Source organism: Arthrobacter sp. 05L417 (assembly GCF_056397865.1).
On sequence record NZ_JBFTOG010000003.1, the window covers coordinates 257631 to 279530 of the forward strand.

The 21900-nt window shown below is 63.4% G+C and carries 16 protein-coding genes; 11 read left to right on the forward strand and 5 right to left on the reverse strand.

What is annotated here, in order from left to right:
- Nucleotides 1-54: 54 nt before the first annotated feature.
- A complete protein-coding gene (locus tag AC1DJW_RS04525; RefSeq protein WP_390279667.1) occupies nucleotides 55-675 on the forward strand; it encodes a hypothetical protein in 621 nt (206 codons plus the stop codon).
- Nucleotides 676-864: 189 nt separating this feature from the next.
- On the opposite strand, the gene AC1DJW_RS04530 is transcribed toward AC1DJW_RS04525, so the two are convergent.
- Nucleotides 865-2028: a chitinase gene (locus tag AC1DJW_RS04530; protein ID WP_284752528.1), complete on the reverse strand. Its 1164-nt coding sequence runs from the start codon at nucleotides 2026-2028 to the stop codon at nucleotides 865-867.
- 530 nt (nucleotides 2029-2558) lie between these two features.
- Here AC1DJW_RS04530 and AC1DJW_RS04535 point away from each other — a divergent pair.
- Both AC1DJW_RS04535 and AC1DJW_RS04540 read left to right on the forward strand, forming a co-directional pair.
- Nucleotides 2559-3959: a polysaccharide deacetylase family protein gene (locus tag AC1DJW_RS04535; RefSeq protein ID WP_284752529.1), complete on the forward strand. Its 1401-nt coding sequence runs from the start codon at nucleotides 2559-2561 to the stop codon at nucleotides 3957-3959.
- Nucleotides 3956-5335: a glycosyltransferase family 2 protein gene (locus AC1DJW_RS04540; protein ID WP_390279669.1), complete on the forward strand. Its 1380-nt coding sequence runs from the start codon at nucleotides 3956-3958 to the stop codon at nucleotides 5333-5335. Before AC1DJW_RS04535 ends, AC1DJW_RS04540 begins: the two co-directional genes overlap by 4 nt.
- A gap of 137 nt (nucleotides 5336-5472) precedes the next feature.
- On the opposite strand, the gene AC1DJW_RS04545 is transcribed toward AC1DJW_RS04540, so the two are convergent.
- Nucleotides 5473-6540 carry a hypothetical protein gene (locus tag AC1DJW_RS04545; protein WP_390279671.1) on the reverse strand — a complete coding sequence of 356 codons (1068 nt, stop codon included), beginning with the start codon at nucleotides 6538-6540 and terminating at the stop codon, nucleotides 5473-5475.
- A 441-nt stretch (nucleotides 6541-6981) separates the two neighbouring features.
- Here AC1DJW_RS04545 and AC1DJW_RS04550 point away from each other — a divergent pair, with 441 nt between their 5' ends.
- The 6 genes from AC1DJW_RS04550 to AC1DJW_RS04575 all read left to right on the forward strand — a co-directional run bounded on the left by AC1DJW_RS04550 (nucleotide 6982) and on the right by AC1DJW_RS04575 (nucleotide 14924).
- The gene (locus tag AC1DJW_RS04550) at nucleotides 6982-9636 is read left to right on the forward strand and encodes a helix-turn-helix transcriptional regulator (RefSeq protein ID WP_390279673.1); all 2655 of its coding nucleotides are present in this window, start codon (nucleotides 6982-6984) and stop codon (nucleotides 9634-9636) included.
- A gap of 122 nt (nucleotides 9637-9758) precedes the next feature.
- A complete protein-coding gene (locus AC1DJW_RS04555) occupies nucleotides 9759-11093 on the forward strand; it encodes a SufS family cysteine desulfurase (RefSeq protein ID WP_390279675.1) in 1335 nt (444 codons plus the stop codon).
- On the forward strand, nucleotides 11090-11617 hold the full coding sequence (sufU, locus tag AC1DJW_RS04560) for a Fe-S cluster assembly sulfur transfer protein SufU (protein ID WP_459340605.1): 528 nt from the start codon (nucleotides 11090-11092) through the stop codon (nucleotides 11615-11617). The genes AC1DJW_RS04555 and sufU overlap by 4 nt, the downstream gene beginning before the upstream one ends.
- Nucleotides 11618-11685: 68 nt before the next feature.
- Complete coding sequence (locus tag AC1DJW_RS04565; RefSeq protein WP_390279679.1) at nucleotides 11686-11823, forward strand: hypothetical protein; 138 nt, start codon at nucleotides 11686-11688, stop codon at nucleotides 11821-11823.
- 558 nt (nucleotides 11824-12381) lie between these two features.
- Nucleotides 12382-13938 carry a polysaccharide pyruvyl transferase family protein gene (locus tag AC1DJW_RS04570; RefSeq protein ID WP_459340604.1) on the forward strand — a complete coding sequence of 519 codons (1557 nt, stop codon included), beginning with the start codon at nucleotides 12382-12384 and terminating at the stop codon, nucleotides 13936-13938.
- A complete protein-coding gene (locus AC1DJW_RS04575; RefSeq protein ID WP_390279683.1) occupies nucleotides 13935-14924 on the forward strand; it encodes a glycosyltransferase family 2 protein in 990 nt (329 codons plus the stop codon). Before AC1DJW_RS04570 ends, AC1DJW_RS04575 begins: the two co-directional genes overlap by 4 nt.
- A gap of 51 nt (nucleotides 14925-14975) precedes the next feature.
- Here AC1DJW_RS04575 and nhaA read toward each other — a convergent pair whose 3' ends face one another.
- The 3 genes from nhaA to AC1DJW_RS04590 form a co-directional block, all read right to left on the reverse strand.
- A complete protein-coding gene (gene nhaA, locus AC1DJW_RS04580; RefSeq protein WP_390279685.1) occupies nucleotides 14976-16283 on the reverse strand; it encodes a Na+/H+ antiporter NhaA in 1308 nt (435 codons plus the stop codon).
- Nucleotides 16284-16447: 164 nt separating this feature from the next.
- On the reverse strand, nucleotides 16448-16669 hold the full coding sequence (locus tag AC1DJW_RS04585; RefSeq protein ID WP_284752540.1) for an SCO4848 family membrane protein: 222 nt from the start codon (nucleotides 16667-16669) through the stop codon (nucleotides 16448-16450).
- 1 nt (nucleotide 16670) lies between these two features.
- Nucleotides 16671-17168 carry a DUF2505 domain-containing protein gene (locus AC1DJW_RS04590; protein WP_284752541.1) on the reverse strand — a complete coding sequence of 166 codons (498 nt, stop codon included), beginning with the start codon at nucleotides 17166-17168 and terminating at the stop codon, nucleotides 16671-16673.
- A gap of 159 nt (nucleotides 17169-17327) precedes the next feature.
- On the opposite strand from AC1DJW_RS04590, the gene mfd reads away from it, so the two are divergent.
- Both mfd and AC1DJW_RS04600 read left to right on the forward strand, forming a co-directional pair.
- Nucleotides 17328-21056, forward strand: a complete 3729-nt coding sequence (gene mfd, locus AC1DJW_RS04595) for a transcription-repair coupling factor (protein WP_476900822.1) — start codon at nucleotides 17328-17330, stop codon at nucleotides 21054-21056.
- A 3-nt stretch (nucleotides 21057-21059) separates the two neighbouring features.
- Complete coding sequence (locus AC1DJW_RS04600) at nucleotides 21060-21866, forward strand: metal-dependent hydrolase (protein ID WP_390279689.1); 807 nt, start codon at nucleotides 21060-21062, stop codon at nucleotides 21864-21866.
- Nucleotides 21867-21900: the final 34 nt, after the last annotated feature.

A 21900-nucleotide genomic window follows, 5' to 3' on the forward strand; every position in this document is an offset into this window, starting at 1 on the left:
AGCCCGACCCAATCAGCCACGACGGCCGGGCGCTATCCCTGGCACACCGGGATAGTGTCCACGACCTTTTGGGTTGGCGAGATCTTTGATCCCAAGGCCGCAGATGGCAGCCAAGTAATGTCCACTTACGACTCCCAATGGATGCAGAGCTACGGAGGCTGCGACGGCGTCGTGAAGAACGGCTGCCAGACCGAGGCGAGAGCCCAGGCAAAAGGATACGCGCCGACCAGCATGACTCCGAAGGAGAACCCGTTCTACCTCGATCTTCCTTTCGATGACATCAACGATCCCGTCGCCTTTGCTGAACGGGCCAGCGTCATCCCATGGGCGAATGATCCCGGGTTCGCTGGCAATGCCCAGAACCGTTCCTTCAGCTACATGAAGAATCAATGGGTCAGGATCCGGATGGGCAACCGCGAATGCTACGGACAGATCGAAGATGCCGGTCCGGGCCAGTATCACGACAAGGACTACGTCTTCGGTTCGAATGATGCCCGTCCAGCCAACAAGAACTTCAACGGGGCCGGCATGGATGTGTCGCCTGCGCTCAACGGGTGCCTTGGTTTCTCCGAGCTCGATGGCGAGTCGGACAAAGTCGACTGGCAGTTCGTGCCACGGGACCAGGTTCCGGCTGGACCCTGGCTGAACATCGTCACGGTCAGCCAAGTGAAATAGCCACGGCGGCCGGGGCCGTCCCAGGAACCCGGTACAAGCAGCCCCTCGAAAACTGGAGGTATCCATGCAGTGGCTTAAGAAATTGTTCCGGCACGGCAACGGCCGGCACCTCGCCCGACCGGCCGACGGCAAGAACCAGAACAGGGCGTAACGTACTGGCCCGGCATGATCCTCTCTTGATCGGCGGGATCAAGGCAGTTTGGCGTGGAATCCTGCACTCAACAAATCGGAGAAGCGCTGGGTTCCTTGATCGATGCCGCTGCACACGTGGCTGGCCGGATCCTCTGGAGTGTCCTGCGGGCACGACATATCCCGGTTCAGGGACCACATGGATACTCGTTGAACCCCCTTGCTGATGGCGAAGGAGTTCAATCCGCGGGCCGCATCAAGGTCGAACACTTCGCCCGGGAGATCGTTCCGGCCGATCATGGGGGTCAATCCCATCTTTCCCCAGATCTGTTCGCTGTTAAGGGCAATCCCCGCACGCTGATAGATGATGCTGAGCTGGTCGTTGGTGGACTGGGCCGCCGAGGTTCCGGCATCGAGCATGCTCTGCGATTGACTCCGGCTTGAACCGTAGTTCATGGTCATGATGTTGACCCCGGACAGCTGGACTCCGGCGGCGAGCATCTGGTCAACGGCTGAGGTTCCGGCGTCGGTCAGCCCTTGCGGGGTGACCGGGAGGGTCAGCCAAATTGAAAGGGCGTGCCCTTCCTTGACACGCTCCTTCTGGAGGGCAGCGACGGCTGCGGCGCGGCGCTGCCAGGCTGCGCTGTCCGCAAGGTTGTCGCCCTCGATGTCAAAGTCGATGGTTGCGGGGTTGTAGCGTTCGAGGACGGCCCGGTAGGCCCTTTCCAGATCTGTTGCGTTCTGGCAGGAGTTGGCGAGCTCACTGTTCACTGAGCCGCCGAAGGACACAGCGAAGGCGCCGCCGTTCGACCGGAGCTTGGCGATACGTTCTTCGAGCTTGAGTGAGGTCTTCGCGGCATCGAGGCTGTATGTGCTACCCCAACTCGGTGTGCAGGCCTGTCCAGCCATTGCCACCACAAACGCCAGAGTGACATTCTTGGTGCCCTCGCCCACGGGTGTCTCGAAAGCGTATTGAGGGACCACAGTGACGTCGACGTAGCCGGAAAACCACGGGGGCTCGAGGGAACCGTTTGCGTCCGTAGTAAACCGCCACACGAGGATGCCTCCCATCCCCACCACCACAAGGACTGCGGCAATGCAGGCCCGGGCGAAACCTGACAGCCGGCGGCGAGGTCCATTGGCTTGGGGCGACAAGCGACGGACGTCCCGCGCGCCGCCCGCCCCAGCCGAAACGGACGTGCCGCTTCCCTGTTTCCTGGACACGCTCTCCGCCATCCTTAAACTCCGACTGCCCTGATTGCACCATTTGACCATGAACAGACCGGATTCGCCCCTGCCCGCGCCCCCGGGTTTGATCCCCGTGGTTTCGGCGCGTAGCGCACGAGTAGTGGTGCTGTCCGGACGCCAAGGTTGAGTGTAAAGACGGGTAGAGCCTACTCGTGTCCGTTGCCTCCCTAATTCATACGCTGATGGTGTCAGTTGGTTGAGGGCAACGGGGGAGAGACAGGTCTCACAATGGAAACGGACTCTCTGGTCCGAACGGCATCAGGACGCGGCGGATTCATCCGAGAAGGCGTTTGCCTCGAGTCCGAGCCTGTTCTTTGGGGATACAGCACAGTCCCTCCTATGGACCCAGCGCCAATTGACGGTGCTGCCGGACGGCAGCGCGCCCTCGCAGAGAGGGTCCCTGAGCGGGGGCCGGTGGTGAATAAGCCTTTGAGACCGAGGCTTCCCCCAGTCGCCACCGGCCCCTTCAGGAATCCCGGCAACTCGGGTTGGCAATGAGTCCCCGGGTGAAGGGCATCGCATCCGGCCCGGTCCGCACTTCGAGGAAGCGGGCAGGTCTATGGGCTGCCTCGTGGGTGTCGGTGTTGCTCTTGTTGACGGGCGCAACATCGCTGATCAACGGAAGCCAAGCTCCCGTCGGTGGGTCCGCGAACAATACCCCCACACCTTCTATCGCCCCGCTCTCTTCTGTCAGCTTGACGTTCGATGCGGGCCGGGCGAGCCAGATGGAGGCGGCCCGGATCCTGAAGGACCACGGACTCCGGGGCACCTTTTTCATCGACTCGGGCTTTGTTGGCGCACCTGACTACATGACAACGGACAATCTCCATAGCCTGGCCGCGGACCAGAATGAAATCGGTGGCCACACAGTCACCCTTGCCGATGTGACCTCCGTAGAACCCGATGAAGCGTCGAGACAGATTTGCAACGATCGGGTGAACCTCACGGACTGGGGCTTTAAGGTCACTTCCTTTGCCTATCCGTTTGCGGCTTCAACGCCGAAATCGGAGGAACTGGTCGCCGGATGCGGCTACAACAGCGCGCGAGGCCTCGGCGAGATCAGCACTCCTGTTGACTGCGTCGGCTGCGCGGCAGCAGAAACTGTCCGCCCCGCCGACTTGTTCCGGACGCGGGCGACCTCGGAGGTCGGCAGCAAATGGACGTTGGCCGACCTTGAGGCGACCGTAGCGCAAGCCGAAAAGGCCGGCGGCTGGTTACAACTGACCTTCTACGACATCGACAACAGCGGCAGTCCCCGCTCCATCAGCCCCGCGTTGTTCGAACAGTTCGCCACCTGGCTGGCGGCCAAGACCCAACCAGGGACGATGGCCGTGCGCACGGTACACGACGTGATCGGCGGCGTGGCGAAACCCGTGGTGAACGGTCCCGTGGCCGCTCCGGCAGCACCGGGACAGAACGCCATTCGGAATCCGGGGCTCGAAACTGCTGGAAAGTACGGCTTGCCGCAATGCTGGCAGGTGTCGTCCTACGGCAAGAACGCCGTCGTTCTGAGCACTTTGACTCCAGGTCGCACCGGTGCGGTGGCCCGTCGCCTGGACGTGACCGAATACGCCTCCGGTGACGCCAAATTGCTTCCCGTCCTCGATCTCGGAGCATGCGCTCCGAGCGTGAGTGCAGGCCACAGCTATTCGCTCAGGGCGTGGTACCAGTCCAACGCGAAGACCCAATTTGAAGTCTATTACCGCAACAAGCTGGGCACGTGGACCTATTGGACAGCCAGTCCGTGGTTTACGGCCAACACCAGTTACGAGCAGGCGATCTGGGAAACGCCGCCCGTTCCGGCAGGAGCCGAGGCCATCAGCTTTGGAATGAACCTCTTCAGTGATGGCCAGCTTGCTACCGACGATTACGAAATGTACGACACTGTGGGAGCACCGTCGCCGTGATAGTTCTTTCGATCTTTTTGGTTCTGGGAGTCAGCACGATCTTTTGGTCTCTTGCCGGGCTGGTCCGTCTCGCGGGTGAGGAGTCGTGGCGGGCCCGGGAATTGTCCTTCCGGATCCGCGGGTGGATCGCCTTGCTGCGCGGCGTCAACGCGCCGATCCCTCGACGTCAACGCGCCCGCCATCGCGCAAAGGGAGTGCGGATCTCCCCGGCGAATGTCGCGGTCCTCATGGCCGCCCACAACGAGGCTTTGGTCATCAGCGAGACAATCCTTGCCGCGTCCGCTTTAGTCCCTCGACGCAACATCCACGTCGTTTCGGACATGTCCACCGATGACACTGCGGCCATTGCGCGGGCCGCCGGGGTGAAGGTCCTTGACCTGGAACCGAACCGTGGCAAGGCAGGTGCACTCGCGGCGGGCATCGCCCATTTCGATCTGTGCAGGCGGTTCAAGGTGGTCATGCTCCTGGACGCAGACACCCGCCCGATGCCGGATTATCTCGAAACGGGGCTCCCGCTCTTTGACGACCCCGCGGTGGTCGCCGTCGCGGGACGGGCCAAGTCAATCATGAGCCCGGCACCTCCGACGGCGATGGGCCGCTTCCTTGTGGCCTACCGGGAGCGTTTGTACATCGCGGTCCAACTCCTGCTCAAGTACGGCCAGGCAGCCCAGGGCGCCAATGTCGTCTCCATCGTGCCTGGATTTGCCAGCATGTACAGAACCAGCGCGCTCGCGAAAATAGAGGTCTTGGCGCCCGGACTGGTGATCGAAGACTTCAACATGACGTTTGAAATCCATGCAAAAAAGCTGGGACGGATCGCATTCCATCCCTCGGCCGCTGTTGCGTACACCCAGGATCCGGACAATCTGAAGGACTACATCAAGCAGGTGCGGCGGTGGATACTCGGTTTCTGGCAGACCGTCAGGCGGCACGGCCTGCAGTTCAGCCGATTCTGGTTTGTCCTGGGTTTGTACATTGTTGAACTCGTAGCCAGCTGCCTCTTCTTCGTGCTTCTGGTGCCGGCTTTCCTGCTATCGTCCCTCGCTGCTGTCGAGGTGTGGATTTTTGGCAATCGATCGGACGTTTTTGTCTTTCTGTCGGGTGTCCTGCGGCCCCAGGACGTCCTCATTGGGGTCTTCCTGCCGGACCTTTTCCTGACAGTCCTTGCCGCAGTTTCGATGCGCAACCCGCGTTTTCTGTTGATGGCGCCCCTGTTTCCGCTGATGCGGATCCTGGACGCAGTCATCTGCCTCCAGGTCCTGCCCAGGGCGTACTCGTCGAGTTCGTCGGGAGTGTGGGTCAGCCCGGTCCGGAGGATCCAGCGCCAACCCCAGGAAGTCTCGACGCCGGGGCCTTCCGTCGTGCGGACGGGCTAGCGCACAATCTGGCGAAGTGAGCGGACACACGGACGCCCACGCTACACAGCCATCGCGGCTGTGTGGCGTGGGCGTCCGGCACTCCCGGAGTATGTAGTGTCCGGTTGACCCTCAGGGACCTGGGAACGCGTGTCGCGTTAGTTGGTCACTCCCGCGGTGGTGACAACAGAGAGCCACGGACCGGCGGGCACACTGGCGCGGTCAACGAAACGCCACGATACGTGGTCGTTGTCGCCGTCCAGATCAGCGAAGCCCAGGCAGCCGTTCAAGGCAGGTGACACATCCATGCCCGCACCCTGGCTCGGGTCGCCGGAGAACTGCTTGTTGGCAGGACGCGCGTTGTTCGCACCGAAGACGTAGGCGGAATCGTGGTAAAGGGAGCCGCTGGACGGGCCGGCATCTTCGACTTGTCCGTAGCAGACGCTGCCATTGGGGCCGGTGATCTGGACCCATGCGTTTTTCATGTAGCTGTAGCTCGAGTCCGCGCAATGGTTGACGCCCGTTTTGGCGTTGTCCGCGGCGGCCCACGGAATCACGTTGCAACGCTCGGCGAAGGCGACACTGTCATTGACGTCGTCGTAAGGCAGGTCCAGGTAGAACGGGTTCTGCAAAGGCTTGGGCTGGTGCAGCGGGAAGTACCCATTACTGGCAACGCGCTGTTCCGTGGCGCATTTGAAGCTCGTGCCGGTCCCGGAACTGACTCCGTCACAACCGCCGTAAGTGCTGCCGGGGCAACCGCTCGCGCTCGACGGAGTGGTTCCCATGTTGATGCCGGTGTGCTGCAGAGCCCACTGGCCGTTGTACGTGGAGCAGACCTGGGAGCCGTCCGAGAGGCTGGCATTGAAGATCTCGCCCACCCAGAAGGTGGTGCTCACGATGTTGGTGTGCAGCGGGTATGTTCCCGTGACGGGCAGGGGCGCTGCCGTTGGTGCGGGTGCGCCTGCGGCTGGAGCGGAAGCAGACGGTGCGGCCGGAGCGGGCGTGCTCGACGGCGTCGTGACCTTGGTAGGGGCCGGCGTCGGCGCCGGGGTGGAGGTGCGCGTTGGCGCGGATGAAGCGGAAGGCGACGAGCTCGGCCGCGAATATGAATCGCGGTCGCCGGCCTGGTAGGAGGATTTGTGTGATGACTGGACAGCGGACATGGTGGCGAACCCGCCGAAGGCAAGGACCGCCAAGGCGACGAGTGCTGTGAACAGGTGTTTCATATTTTGGGTGACATATCTGTTGGGGACATAGACATACGAGACCTGGGCAATGGGTAAGGCGATCTGCGGCCGAACGCGCCGCAGCGTCGTACACGGCCAAATGGTGTGTCACGACAGAGTGGTTACGGAAATCGGCTGCGCTTCAACTCCCCAGAAGTAGCCAGCCGGAACTTACTCTTGCGGCACCAGCTTACACAGTTAGATCACAGGGTGGTAACAGCGGATGCAAATCCGACGAAGGAACCGGCCTGGAAACGACGCCTTGGCACTTCGCCTGGAGGCCCCGTGGAGCGGGGATATTCCGCGCTAGTAGCCCCGGAAAACCAAGTAGTTACCACTCAATTCAGGGCTGAAACCCGGAGGTAACGTTTGGAAATGACACCGGTCCGTGCCACAGCCGTCAGGAACGTGTGTCCGGCGGCCCGAAGATGAGACAGGACCATGGACGAAACCGAAGGGACCCACACCTCGCCCCCGATTATTCGGGCAGCCGAGCTCCAGGAGATTGTCATTGCCTTGTCAGGGCCGGAACCGGCCGGGATAGTCATCTCGGGACCGGGCGGCTCCGGAATGACCACCCTCTTGGACGCCGCGGCTTCAGTGCTGGGCGGGTCCTTTAGCGTAATCGCCCACAACGTCTCGGAGTCATTCGCGGACATTCCTTTTGGAATCGCCATGGCGCTTGTTCCGGACCTGCCGGCCAGGGCCAAGGTGTGGCCGGGTTCCATCGTGGCAGCTTGCCGCAAAGCAATACGTGGGGCTGCGACATCCGGATCCGCCGCCTTGCTGGTGCTGGACAACATCGATTTCCTGGATGACATGTCCCTTTGGCTCCTGAGCCAATTGCTTGTTGAACCGGACATCCGCCTGATTGCCACACACCGCTCGGACCGGCCCTTGAGGATGGAACTCATGGAGTCCGTGGTTTCACGGCAGCTTTCCGTTGTGACGCTGGATGATCTTACGGAGCAGCAGCTCCGCGAATTCCTTGATGATCGCCTCGGCGGGCGTGCTGCCCGCAGCCTGGTCCGGGACATCCATGCCCTCACCGGAGGAAACCTGCAGACCGCGAAGTTGCTGGTGGACGAAGCCGCGGCGCGTGGCGAGATCGTGGAGCAGGCTGATTCCTGGATATTGTCCGGGCCGATCCGCCTGGACGGTTCGCAAGCGCTCGAGCTGACCCGCCACCGGCTTGAGGGCTATTCCGTGCCGCAGCGGCAGGTCGTGGACATTCTGGCGGTGGGGGAGCCCATACCGCTGGCAGTCCTTGACCAACTTGTCCAAAAGCGGGCGATCGAAGCGCTGCGGGCCGACGGAACGATCCGTGTCCAGAAAGACAGCCAGGAGACGGCAACGCTCAGCCACGCCATCGAGGGGAGGCTGGCCCGGCAGCAGCTGGGAGCTGCACGGATCCTCGAACTACGGCGGAGCATCTACGCGTCGTTTTCACCCGTTGCCGATGACTCGCTTTGGACGCTGTTCCGTCGCGTGGACCTCGAACAGGCGAGTGGTCTGCCGGTGCCCGACGCCGATCTTTTGGCCGTGGCCATTGCCGCAAACGACATTCACGACAATCGGAGGGCCCGGCGGTCCGCGGAAGCGGTGCAGGCGCCGGAACTCGGACTGGTTGCAGGTGTGGAACTGGCAAGGGCCCTCTACCAAACAAGGGATTTCTCCGGGGCGGTCAGGGTCCTGAAGGGTTTGGTGGCGAACACCCCCGACGTCCTGACTCTGGACTTCGCCCACGCGGTATGGCTCCTGCTGCATGCGCTTTTGCCGACATCGCCCGGGGCCAGTGTGCTGCAGGCGGTCCTCCAGGATGCCCGACGGCGGCTGGAGGCTGCCGCCGTCGGAATCCAGCCGGGCGGGGAGGCCCATCGTGACCATTCGGCCGTCCGGGACGAACTGGATGTTCTCCAGCTGTATCTGGATGCGCAGAACGGCACCTGGCCTTCAGCCAGTGGTGAGCTGTTCCAAAGGCTTAGCCATAGCCAATTGGTCGATCCTGGATTGCGTACGGAGCGCCATCCACCACCGCCTACCCAGGCTGGCGTGCTGTTGATGGCCCTCGTATCCCAAGGGCTGGCCGTCAGCGGACGGTTCGCGGACGCCGTCGCCCTTTCGACGCTGGCCCTCGAAGCCGTGGGGCGGCTGCCACGGTGCCCCGTGGACTTCCACTCCACGGTGCTGACCATCCACGGGTCCAATCTGATCTGGCGCGGGCAATGGGGTGGCCCCGAAATGTTCTGCGCCGGCAGTTCCAGCTTCAGCAACCGGATGAGCTATTTCGGCGGCTCCGCCCACCTCTACAGGGCGCTCGTCCTCGCCAGGCAGGGGAGCCTGGAACTGGCATGTGAACAATTCCGCCAGGCCAAGGCCCGGCTCGATGAAGCCGACCCCGACGGACTCCTGCCGCCGGCCCTCGGAGGACTTGCCGCGGCTGCGTGGTTGCTGGGCGATGTCAACCAGGTACGTCGCGCCTTGGCGGCCTACGACTCGCGGGCCAGCGGCGGGAACTATCTCGCCTCGCAGCTCGCCGAAAGCTATTCGTCCGCCGCCCGGTCAGTGCTGGTTGGCGCGGAACACTCGCACCGGAAACTGCTCCAACTTGCCGGTTCTGCCGCCAAGAAGGGACACCGGGCCCTCGAAATGTTGAATCTCGGCCTGGCTGCCCGCACCGGCAGCCGGGGATACAGGCAGCTGGGAGCGGGAGTGTCCGAACTGGTGTGGAGCGTCGAGTCCGGCATACCGTCGGGACAGGAAGCAGGACAGGAAATGGGAACAGGGCAAGTAAGCACGGGGGAACCTCAGCAAGCGTTCGACCAGGAGGAAGCGTTCGCTTTTGACGAGCCCCACCCGGTCGGTCCGGAGACCGGGTCCTCGGTCCTTCCCGGCATTGTCAAGCTTTCACAGCGTGAACGGGAAGTCACCGCCTTGGTGGCCTCCGGGCTGAGCAGTGCTGAGGTGGCTGCTCGATTGGGTATCGCGGTGAACACGGTCAACGCCCACCTGCAGCGGGTTTACGGCAAGCTCGGGGTTTCGCGCAGGCAGAAGCTCTCCGAACTGTGGGACGAGTTGGCGAAGCCGGAGGAGTAGGGTCGGCGCTCCGCGGATGAAGGCAGCGAAGCCGATTGGTGGGACAATTACTAGGTGACGCCGCCACTCCTGGCGGTCAGCCGCTGGCGATTGCCACGTAGTCCTAACAAGGAGCACCGGTTTTGACAATGGTTTCCACCCCCGCGAGGGGAGATGCCCAGGTTTCCGCACTCGATGACGATGAAGTCCGTCGCATCCGCAACGACTTCCCCGTTCTTGAGCAGGAAATCAACGGCAAACCGCTGGTCTACCTGGATTCGGGAGCCACCTCGCAGAACCCCCGGAGCGTTCTCGAGGCTGAGCAGGAATTCTATGAACAGCGGAACTCCGCCGTCCATCGCGGCGCGCACCATCTTGCGGTAGAAGCCACGGACGCCTTCGAGGAAGCGCGTGCCACCGTGGCACGTTTTGTGGGAGTGCAGGACGATGAGCTGATCTGGACCGCCAACGCCACCGCCGGGCTGAACCTCCTGGCCTATTCGTTTTCGAACGCCAGCGTGGGGCGGGCAGCCGGCGACGCCGGGCGTTTTGCCCTCAAGCCGGGCGACGAAGTGCTTGTCACCGAAATGGAACACCATGCCAACTTGATCCCCTGGCAGGAATTGTGCCGGCGGACCGGAGCAAGCCTCAAGTACATTCCCCTGGACGACGCCGGTGCGCTGCGTCTTGAGGAAGCAGCACGCCTCATGACCGCGCGCACCAGGATCCTGGCCTTCACCCACACCTCCAACGTGCTTGGCAACATCAACCCCGTGGACGTGTTGGTCCGGATGGCCCGGGAAGTGGGCGCCTTGGTGGTCCTGGACGCCTGCCAGTCCGCGCCGCACCTGCCCTTGGACTTCAAGGCCCTGGACGTGGATTTCGCGGTATTCTCCGGCCACAAAATGCTGGGGCCCACGGGTATCGGCGCGGTCTATGGCCGCAGCGAACTACTCAATGCCATGCCACCGTTCCTGACCGGTGGTTCCATGATCACTACCGTGACCATGGAGGAAGCCCAGTACCTGCCCGCCCCGCAGCGTTTCGAGGCCGGAACCCAGGCTATTTCTCAGGCGGTGGCACTGGCTGCCGCAGCAAACTACCTCAGCGAAACAGGAATGCACCGGATCGCCCTTCGTGAGGCGGAGCTTGGCCAAAGGCTTGTCACAGGCCTTAGCGCTATCGACGGCGTGCGCGTGCTGGGACCCGGTCCAGGAGAAGAACGGACCGGACTTGCCGCGTTCGACGTCGCCGGAGTGCACGCGCACGACGTCGGGCAGTACCTCGATGATCTGGGCATCGCCGTCCGGGTGGGTCACCATTGTGCCCAGCCCCTGCACCGCAGGCTGGGCCTGAGCGCTTCCACCAGGGCCAGTACGTACCTGTACACCACGTCCGAAGAAGTCGACCTGCTGGTCGAGGCCGTCGCGCAGATCAGGCCATACTTTGGTGTAACCGCTGCCGGAGCCACATTATGAGCGGCCTGGATTCCTTGTACCAGCAGCTGATCCTGGAGCACTCCAAGACCCGCAGCGGTGGAGACCTCGCCAAGCTTCCGGCCGCGGCAACGGGCACTCCCGGCCCGGGACAGAGCGGAACGGGACAGGGCGGAACGGGACAGAGCCACCAGCTCAATCCCATTTGCGGGGACGAAATCACCCTCCGGCTGAGTCTCGGCACCGACGGTGACGGACAGGCTGTCACGGAGATCCATTGGGACGGTGACGGCTGTGCCATTTCGATGGCCTCCGCGTCCATCCTCAGTGAAATGGCACCGGGCATGTCCCCGACGTCCCTTCGCCACACGATCGATCACTTCCGGGAATTGATGCGTTCGCGCGGCAAGCTGGAAGCGGATGAGGAACTGCTGCAGGACGCTGCCGCCCTGGCCGGGGTTGCCAAGTATCCTGCCCGGGTAAAGTGCGCCATGCTCGCATGGGTTGCCGCGGAGGACGCGCTGCGCCAAGCCGAGGCGGGCCAAGGGGTGTCCCAGGCTCTCTAATGCGGGTAGCCCGAGGTCGAGTAGCGTCCACTCTATTTCGGGCTCCGGGCCGGACTTAGCCTCGAAGCATGATTACCTTGGAGAGCAGGCGCGAATGGCGCCGGAGCCAGCATCGGGTCCGCAGGGCGGAATTCGTGGTTGTGGGAATGTTGCTCGTCCTCGTCGCCGCGACAATTCTCGCCGCCGTCGCGGGACTGATGCAGTAAGGGCCGGACGCACCAACGCAGCCATGCTGCGGGGTTCACGGCCGACTATATGACGTTGAAAAGCCTACGAGATGACGTTGAAAAGCCTACGAGGCAAAGAAAAGCTCGGACCCGCAAAAACCGGTCCGAGCTTTTTTGTACCGTTGGCCTAGTCACCGCATCATTTGGGTACCGCTGCGATGAGCACCGAAATCGACATGAGACCGAGAATTGCCCAAACAAAGATCAATGACCAGTTCTTCTCTTGGGCTTTCCTGTGGGCCCCATGCCACACTCGTTCCATACTATTCGCGTCCATAGCAGCAAGGTATTCCTGCCGAAACCGGCCAAACAGCGTGCCAACCACCCTACTTGAAAGACTCATTACTCCATTTGAAATATCGGCTACTCGTATCATTCCCGTCGTGGCATTTCCTGGGTGTCAGCACTCAAAACCCGGAGAATCGTCAAGGTTCGGAGTCCCCGGAGAAGAACGATAGGCTGTTTCAGCGCATCCGGAAGTGGTTGGGAGCCTAGCCACTGCAACCACTGCGTGCATGGTTAGGGAAGGACCGAGCGTTGAAGATTCTGGTACAAGGCGATTTGGGCCAGGTGGCCTACCACGTCGGTGACGAGGCGATGGCAATCGCAGCGGCTGATGAACTTCGAGCCCGGTTGCAAGCCGGAATCGTCCTCCTCACCCGCGACCCGGGACAAACCGGGGAGCTTTACGGCACGGCCGCGATAGACACCTTGGTGTTCCCCTGGCCGCCGGCAGAGCGCAGCAACCACTTGGAGCTCGTCCGCCGGGCGGCTCGCGGAGACAGGACGGCGTTGCCCCCGCAAGATTCGGTGTGGCGGGTCATTGACGAAGTGAAATCGGCCGACGGCGTGCTGATCGCGGGCGGCGGCAACATGAATTCATTGTATGGATGGTTGCTCTATGAACGTGCGGCGCTGGGCCTTATCGCGAAGGAACTGGGCAAGCCCTTGGTTGTGAGCGGACAGACTTTCGGTCCCACGCTGTTACCCCAGGATCAGCAAATTCTCCATGAGCTCTTGGATTACGCGGCGTTGGTGGGTGCGAGGGAGCCATCCTCCTATGCGCTGGGCTTCCAGATGGGCCTGGGTTCCGGGAAGCTCATCAGGGTCCTGGACGATGCCAGCTTCCTGGTCCCGCCCGGATCGGTAGGCGCACTGCCCGGATCGGTAGGCGCACTGCCCGGATCGGTAGGCGCGGAAAATCCAGCCCGGGAAGAGTTCGAGTATCCGGCCGGCCCTTTCATTGCGGCGACCTTTGGTCCCGAATCCTGGCGGGACGGAACCCGCAGCCTTGCAAAGCTGGGAGAGGTGTTGGACCGGGCCGTGGAGCTGACCGGCCTTCCGGTCTATCTGATCCCGCACGTCGGCCCCCTGGGCCAACATGGCCAGGGCGGTGACCACGAGTCCCATGAAACTGTACTGGCACACTCCCGGAGCGGCCGGGTTCACGTTTGCCCCGTGCTTCCGGCTCCCGCGGCCGCGGCATTGACGGTGGCATCGGAGCTAGTGCTGACAAACCGCTACCATCCTGTGGTCTTCGGCCTAGCTGCCGGCGTGCCGGTTGTTGCGCTCGCGAATGACTCCTACTCGGATGTGAGATTGCATGGAGCCATGGGCAACTGGGGTGTGCAGGACTGGGCCTTGCCGCTGAGCAGCCTCGACATCGGCGGTTTCGACCTTGCGATCGCCGAAGCATGGACGAGGCGCGCGGAAATCCGCGAGCACCTCGACTCGCTGCGTCCCCAGATACACGCCGTCCACGAGAACTGGTGGGACGCCGTCGCAAGCATTTTCTCGGCGACAGGCGTCGAAGCAGCAAAGGGGCTGGGGGACGTCGTGACGCTTGAATCGGACTCGGAGTGGGCCAAACAGGCCCGCGGCCAACGGGCCCAGTTCCGTGCATTGAGCGGCGGTATCGCCAGCCTCTGGACGGAGTGGGACGACGTCCGCTCGCAACGCGATCTACTGTTGCATGAACGGAATGAAGCCCTGAATGAAAAGGAACGAATCGTGCAATCACGATCGTTCAGGACCGCTTCCATGTTGCGCGAAGGTGCCAACCTGCTGCGCCGTGTTTCCGGAGGCCGTCGATGAACGCCCAGGCCCGCGTCGCCGTCGTCGTACGCACAAAAAACCGGCCGGTCCTCTTGCGCAGGGCGCTCGCGGACATCTTTGACCAGTCCTTCGAGGATGTTGCGGTGGTCGTCGTGAACGACGGCGGGGATCCTGTTCCCGTAGACGCGCTCGCCAGGACCTGGGACCACCTTCCCGCCGGCAAGCTGACGATCCTCCATCACGAGGCCAGCAAAGGCATGGAGGCCGCGTCCAACGCGGGAATCCATGCCACGGACTCGGAGTTCATCTCCATTCATGACGACGACGATCGTTGGCACAGGGACTTCTTGAAGAAGACCGTGGGCTTCCTCGAGGGGGCGCCGCAGGCCCAGGGCGTGGCCGTCCGGACGGATATCGTCTATGAGGAAATCCGCGGCGGAGTCATCGAGCAGACCGGCTCCCAGGGGTTTGAGCATGAGCTTCGGGCGATCACCTTGTCCGATATGCTTCGCAGCAACCGGGTGGTGCCGATTTCCTTCCTGTACCGCCGTTCCATCCTGGAGCGGATCGGGTGTTACAACGAAGCGCTGGACGCCGTGGGGGATTGGGAGTTCAACCTCCGTTTCCTTTCGGCGTCTCCCATTGAATTGCTGGACGGCGAGCCCCTTGCCTACTGGTGCCATCGACCATCAGAGCGCGGCGACATGGGAAACAGTGTCATCGCCGGTGCCGATGACCACCAGAAGTTCGACCGCTATGTGCGTGATGTCTACCTTCGCGAAGAGGCAGGCAAGACTGGATACGGAACCTTGCTCTATTTGGCCCAGATGCACGGCCAGCAAGAAGGTGCGATCCGTGAGTTGCGCGAGTTGGCGGAGCGGATAAATTCAAGTGTGGACGAGCTGGGCCGAAGGGTGGCGTCCTTGGAAGAAACCGTCCTGAACAGGACCAGCTTTACCGATCTTGCCAGGCGTCCCGGCCGGGTGACCGGCAGGATCGTCCGGTTCTTGCGCGGCAATCGATGACGGCCGGCTTATCCTCGAACCGCCCAACGCGGGCGAACGTGACCAGGTGCATCAGGCGCGGGTAAAAACATCGGGGACGCCATCGCCGTCGGCGTCCCTTTGCTCCTCCCACGCGACGCTGCGGTAGTGCCGGTTGCGGGCTTTGAGCACGACGGCGGCAAGCACCGCCGCGGCGAGGGAACCGGCGAGGATGGCCACTTTCGCGTGGTCATCGTGCGGGGAACCGGTACCGAAGCCCAGCTCGGCGATGAGGAGGGAGACGGTGAAACCGACGCCCGCCAGCATGGCCAGCCCCGCGACGTCGATCCATGTCAGGCCGTCATCCAACCGCGCGCGGGTGGTCTTGGTGATGAGGAATGTAGTGCCGAAGACTCCTGCCGTCTTGCCCACCACGAGGGCCAGAACGATCCCTATAGCTACCGGGTCGCTCAGGGCAGCTCCGAGTCCCTCGGCGCCGCCCAAAGCCACGCCGGCAGAGAAGAACGCGAAAACAGGTACGGCAAAGCCTGCGGAGAAAGGACGCAAGCGGTGTTCGAAACTTTCGGCGAGCCCGGCCGCAGGTTCACCCTTCTTGCCTGAGGCCACGACGGGTACGGCGAAACCGAGCAGGACCCCGGCGACGGTGGCGTGGATTCCCGAGGCGTGGACGAAGGCCCAGGTGGCCGCCGCCAAGGGGAGGAGCAGGTACCAGCTGCGAACCCGTTTCTGGACGAGGAAAGCAAAGAGGGCCAGGGGCACCGCAGCGGCCAGCAGCATGAAGGGTTCGAGGCCGTTCGAGTAGAAGAACGCGATGATGCCGATAGCAATCAAGTCATCCACCACGGCCAGGGTCAGCAGGAAGGTCCGCAACGCGGCCGGCAAATGCGTGTTGATGACTGCCAGGACAGCCAACGCGAACGCGATGTCCGTGGCCGTCGGGATAGCCCAGCCCTTGAGTGTTTCCGCGCCCGAGCCGAGGTTGATGACCACGTAGATGAGCGCGGGAAGGGCCACGCCGCCCACTGCCGCCGCCACCGGGACGATTGCTTTTGCGGGCTTCCGCAGTTCCCCGGCCACGAATTCACGCTTGAGCTCCAGCCCGGCGATGAAGAAGAAAACGGCCAGGAGCCCGTCGGAGGCCCAGTGGCCCAGGCTCAATTCCAGATGCCAGGGAGCGTAGCCGATCTTCACTTCGCGCAGTGCGAAGTAGCCGTTCGCCAGGGGTGAGTTTGCCCAGACGAGCGCGGCCACCGTGGCGGCGAGCAAGAGTGCGCCGCCGACGGTTTCAGTGCGCAGAATAGCCAGGATCCGTTGGTACTCGGGGAAGCTGGAGCGGCTCAAAACCCTGGAAGGGGCAGCGCGGTGCGGACGGTTCGCCATGTGGCTCCTTGGGGAGTTCGGGGTCGACAAAACTGTTGCCGACCAGACTTCCCGGCGCACCTGTGTTCTATTTTAGCCGAGGCTCCCAACTCACTCGCAGTTGTTGTCGTTATGAGCCGTCAAAACGACAACAAATGCGAGCTAGTTGGGCTCGGAAGGGGCGTTTAGGTGAGCAGCCCCGTGATCCCGATGACCGCCGTCGCGAGTCCGAGCACCATGGAGATGGTGACCAACACGACGTGGACCGTGAGGAACTTCGTGGCTTTCCCGTTGGCGTCGCGGGCACGGGAGTCGGCCATGACGCGGCGCAGGAACTGTGGCCACACAATCAGTGACCACGCGCCTGCGACGATCAGCACAATCGACAGCCCGGCTGCCAGCTGCACGCTAGTGGCTTTCGAGCCAGGCCTGGGCCTGCTGGGACTGGATGTTCAAGGCCTTGCCCACCATCGGTTCGGCTGCGTCGGCGATCTTGCCGCCGAGGAATGGAACCGACGACGTGACGGCACCTTCGAGCTCGACGCGGGTGTTGCCGCCGTCGGCCACCAGGCGCTGCACTGCGGTGACATCCAGCGGTGCGCCGGAAATCTTCAGGGAGATGTGGCTGGTCCGGGAGCCGTCGGCCGTCGGGGCGTCCCATTTCTCGGTCTGGGTGACGGTGAGTTTCTCGCCCACGAATTTGCGGGCGATCTCCGGGAGGCGCGTGGTGGGCAGGGTGCGGACCGTTGTGGTGGTGAAGGGTCCGGCGACGTCGCCGTCGATCTGGAATGATTCCAGCGTGCCGCCGACATACTCGCTCGTGTGGCGCAGGAAGTCTTCGTCAATGAAAGTAGCTGCTACGCGGTCGACGCCGTAGGGCAGGGTGGTGGATGCGTTCAGGGCCATGGGGGTCCTCCGTGAATATCTCGGTTGAAAGCTCTTGCGGCTCCCAAACATCCTACGGTGTGGGCGGGGTAGGCTAGGAACGCCCCGGGATTCGAGAGAATTTCGGGTTTTCGTGCTGCCTTTCCCTATCCGACTTCCCTCTTCCGAGGAGTGCCATCCATGAGCCCCAAAGGCCAACCATCAGCGGTCAACTCCGGAATCAGCCCTGCCGGCACTGTCGCATCCCTTGATGGATTGCGGCGTGCCCTGGGTGAGGACCGGACGTTCGCGCGGGTCAGGCCTGAGGCTTCGCGGGCGTTCGGCGAACGCAGCAGCGACTACCAGATCAGCGCCCCCGCAGGCTTGAGGGCCGCGCTGCTGGCGGAAATGGCCGACGGCCTCGCCTCCCGGAAGCTTGAAGACAGCGCCGTGGTGTTGGCCGTCACGGCAACGGGTCGAGAAGCCGAGGACCTCACCGAGGCCTTGGCCGCCTATCTCCCCGCGGACTCAGTGGCGGCCTTCCCCAGCTGGGAAACCCTGCCGCACGAAAGGCTCTCCCCGCGCTCGGACACCGTGGGCCGCAGGCTCTCGGTCCTTCGCCGCCTGGCCCACCCGGAGAGCTCGACGGCGGGACCCCTGCGGGTGGTCGTGGCGCCCGTTCGCGCCGTGGTCCAGCCGGTCGTGGCGGGCCTCGGAGAGCTGGTCCCGGTGACATTGAGGGTGGGGCAGGAAATGCCCTTCAGCGACGTGGTACGCCGCCTTGCCGACGCTGCCTACTCGCGCGTGGACATGGTTACCCACCGTGGTGAATTCGCCGTCAGGGGCGGTATTTTGGACGTGTTCCCACCCACCGAGGACCACCCGATCAGGGTGGAATTCTTCGGCGACGAAGTGGACCAGATGCGCTGGTTTGCGGTGGCCGACCAGCGTTCGCTCTCGGGTCCGGCCGTGCACCACCCCAGCGAGTTGCACGCCCCGCCTTGCCGGGAAATCCTCATCACGCCGGCGGTCATGTCCCGCGCCGCGAAGCTCAAGGCCGACATGCCGGCCGCCGCGGACATGTTGGAAAAGATCGCGGGCGGCATCGCCGTCGAGGGCATGGAGTCCCTGGCGCCGGTCCTGGTGGACGCCATGGTGCCTTTCGTGGACCAGTTGCCGGCAGGTTCGATCGGTGTGGTCATTGAACCTGAGAAGGTCCGCACCCGCGCGCATGACCTCGCCGCCACCAACGAGGAGTTCCTCGAAGCGGCCTGGTCCACGGCGTCCGACGGCGGGGCGGCGCCCCTCGATCTCGACTCGGTATTGGGCTCCCAAGCCGCTTCAGCGTTGCACGCGGCCAGTTTCCAATCCTTGACGGACACCCGGAGTGCGGCGATGGCCCACGGCGTCTCCTGGTGGTCCATCACGTCGTTGGCGACCGACGAAGACCTGGTCCTCGACATCGACGTCCTGAACCTGCACGCCCGTGAACCGCGCGGATACCAGGGCGACGTCGCGGAAATGCTCGAATTCATCGGTTCCCATGTGCGGGACCAATGGCGCATCGTGGTGGCGACGGACGGCCCCGGGCCTGCCCAGCGCCTCGCCGAATTGTTCCATGATGCTGATATCCCGTGTTCCCGCGTCGACTCCCTGGCCCACGAACCCCAGGCAGGCATCATCGAGGTGACCACTGCCGCCGTCGGACGCGGTTTTGTCCTGGACGGCCTCAAGCTGGGGCTCCTCACGGAAGCGGACCTCCTGGGCCGCTCGTCGGCCGGCTCCACGAAGGACATGCGGCGCATGCCCTCGAAGCGGCGCAACGCCGTCGACCCCCTCCAGCTGCACGCAGGCGACTTCGTGGTCCACGAACAGCACGGGATCGGAAAGTTCGTGGAGCTGATCCAGCGCAAAGTGGCCGGCTCATCTGCCGGTTCCTCCGGGGGAGACGCCGGTCTTCGCGAGTACCTCGTGCTTGAGTACGCCGCGTCCAAGCGCGGTGCGCCCGGCGACCGGCTTTTCGTGCCCACGGACCAGCTGGACCAGGTGACCCGCTACGTCGGTGGCGACACGCCGTCGTTGAGCAAGATGGGCGGGGCGGACTGGGCGAGCACCAAGTCCAAGGCCCGCAAGGCCGTGAAGGAAATCGCGGGCGAGCTCATCAGGCTGTACTCCGCCCGAATGGCCTCGCGAGGGCATGCCTTCGCTCCGGACACGCCATGGCAGCGGGAGCTTGAGGAAGCCTTCCCGTATGTGGAGACGCCGGACCAGCTCACCACCATCAACGAGGTCAAGGCCGACATGGAACGCGAGATCCCCATGGACCGGCTCGTCTCTGGCGACGTCGGCTACGGGAAGACCGAGATCGCCGTGCGTGCCGCATTCAAGGCGGTACAGGACGGCAAGCAGGTCGCAGTTCTGGTTCCCACCACGCTGCTCGCCCAGCAGCACTATGAAACGTTCACCGAGCGCTTCTCCGGATTCCCTTTGCGCGTCAAGCCGCTGTCACGGTTCCAAGGTGCGAAGGAAGCCAAGGAAACCATGGAGGGAGTCAAGAATGGCTCCGTGGATGTGGTCATTGGCACGCACCGCCTGCTGTCCAAGGACTTCGAGTTCAAGGATCTCGGTTTGGTGATCGTCGATGAGGAGCAGCGCTTCGGCGTGGAGCACAAGGAAGCCCTCAAAAAGATGCGCACCAACGTGGATGTCCTGGCCATGAGCGCCACTCCCATCCCGCGCACCTTGGAGATGTCCCTCACGGGCATCCGCGAAACGTCCACCCTGGCCACGCCGCCGGAGGAGCGGCACCCCGTGCTGACGTACGTCGGGCCGTTCACCAACAAGCAGACCTCCGCGGCGATCCGACGCGAACTCATGCGCGAAGGCCAGGTGTTCTTCGTCCACAACCGGGTGTCCTCGATTGAGCGCATCGCCGCCCAGATCCGGGAACTCGTCCCCGAAGCCCGCGTGGAAGTGGCGCATGGTCAGATGTCCGAGAGTCGCCTGGAAAAAATCATCGTGGACTTCTGGGAGAAGCGCTTTGACGTCCTGGTCTGCACCACCATCATTGAGACCGGCCTGGATATTTCCAACGCCAACACCCTGATTGTGGACGGCGCGGACAAGTACGGGCTTTCCCAGCTCCACCAGTTGCGCGGCCGCGTGGGCCGTGGCCGGGAACGCGCCTACGCCTACTTCCTGTACCCCTCCGAGAAGCCGTTGGGCGAAGTGGCGCTCGAACGCCTCAAGGCCGTCGCGGCCCACAACGAGCTTGGCGCGGGTATGCAGTTGGCCATGAAAGACCTCGAAATCCGCGGTGCCGGCAACCTGCTGGGCGGGGAACAGTCCGGGCACATCCAAGGAGTCGGCTTCGACCTGTACATCCGCCTGGTGGGCGAAGCCGTGGCCGAGTACCGGGGCGAGGCCGAAGAGAAGGCCGCCGACATGAAGATCGAGCTGCCAGTCAACGCCCACTTACCGCACGACTACGTGCCCGGCGAACGCCTGCGCCTCGAGGCCTATAGGAAACTGGCCGCGGCCATCACCAACGAGGCCATCGACGAGGTACTGGCCGAACTCGTGGACCGTTACGGTGAGCCGCCGCTGCCCGCGAAGAACCTGATCGCCGTCGCGCGTTTCCGGGTGGGTGCCCGCGAAGCCGGGCTGTCCGACGTCGCGCTCCAAGGCAACTTCATCCGCTTCTCGCCCGCCCAGCTGCCCGAATCCAAGGTCATGCGGCTCAACCGCATGTACCCGGGATCGCAGATCAAGCCGGCCCTCGACGCCGTGCTGCTCCCCAAGCCCAAGACGGCAAGGATCGGCGGCCGCGACCTGCAGGACGCCGAAATCCTGGAATGGGCCAACACTGTGATCGAAGCTATCTTCTTCCCGGCTTCGCCGGCGTCCAGCGCTTCGCAGACCGCAGGCTAAGCGATGATGGGAGGACACCACGCCGCGTCCGGGGCTGCGGCGTGGATAGCTATCGCTTCAACCGGCCCGTACGCCTTGGGCTGGTACCCGCTGGACGCCACCGGAATCCTCATCGGGGCGATGACGACGGCGGGAACTGCTTTGGTGTGCGATTGGGACCACCGCTCAAGCACCATCGCCCACTCACTGCCGCCGTTGTCGAACGTGATCGCCGTCGGGATCGAGAAGGCCAGCGGAGGGCACCGGCAAGGAACCCATTCACTCCTGGGCGCCTCGGCCTTCGTGGTGCTCGCCGCCATGGCCGCCCAGTTCCAGCTGGATACTCCTGTGGGCCGTTTGTCCGTGGGGGCCGGGCTGTTATGCATGTTCATGATCAACCTGGCCGCAAAAGCACTGAAGCTGTTCCCGAACTCGGGGTGGCTGGTCAATTGGGTTTTTGCCCTTGCTATGGCCGGACTGGTGACCTGGTTCGCTCCGCACCAATGGAGCTGGTTGCCGCTGTCCATGCTCACCGGCGTGATAGTCCACATTGTCGGCGACATGATCACCACCGGGGGAGTGCCGCTCCTGTGGCCCATCGTCATCAAGCCGCCGAAGTTCTGGCGCAAGCTGCCCCTCGTGAGCGGAATCTGGCGGGCCAACGGCGCATTCTCCATTCCCTTGCTCGGCAAGGCCGGTTCACGGCGGGAATGGCTGGTCCTGATTCCAGTGGGTGGTTACGCGATGGTTGGATTTGGCCTAGCGGCGTGGGCATTGCTCCGAAACCAGTGGCCGGCGCTCCTGGCGCTCATGCTCGGCTTGGGTGGATGACGGTGGATTTCAGAACTTGCTGGTTCTGACGCCG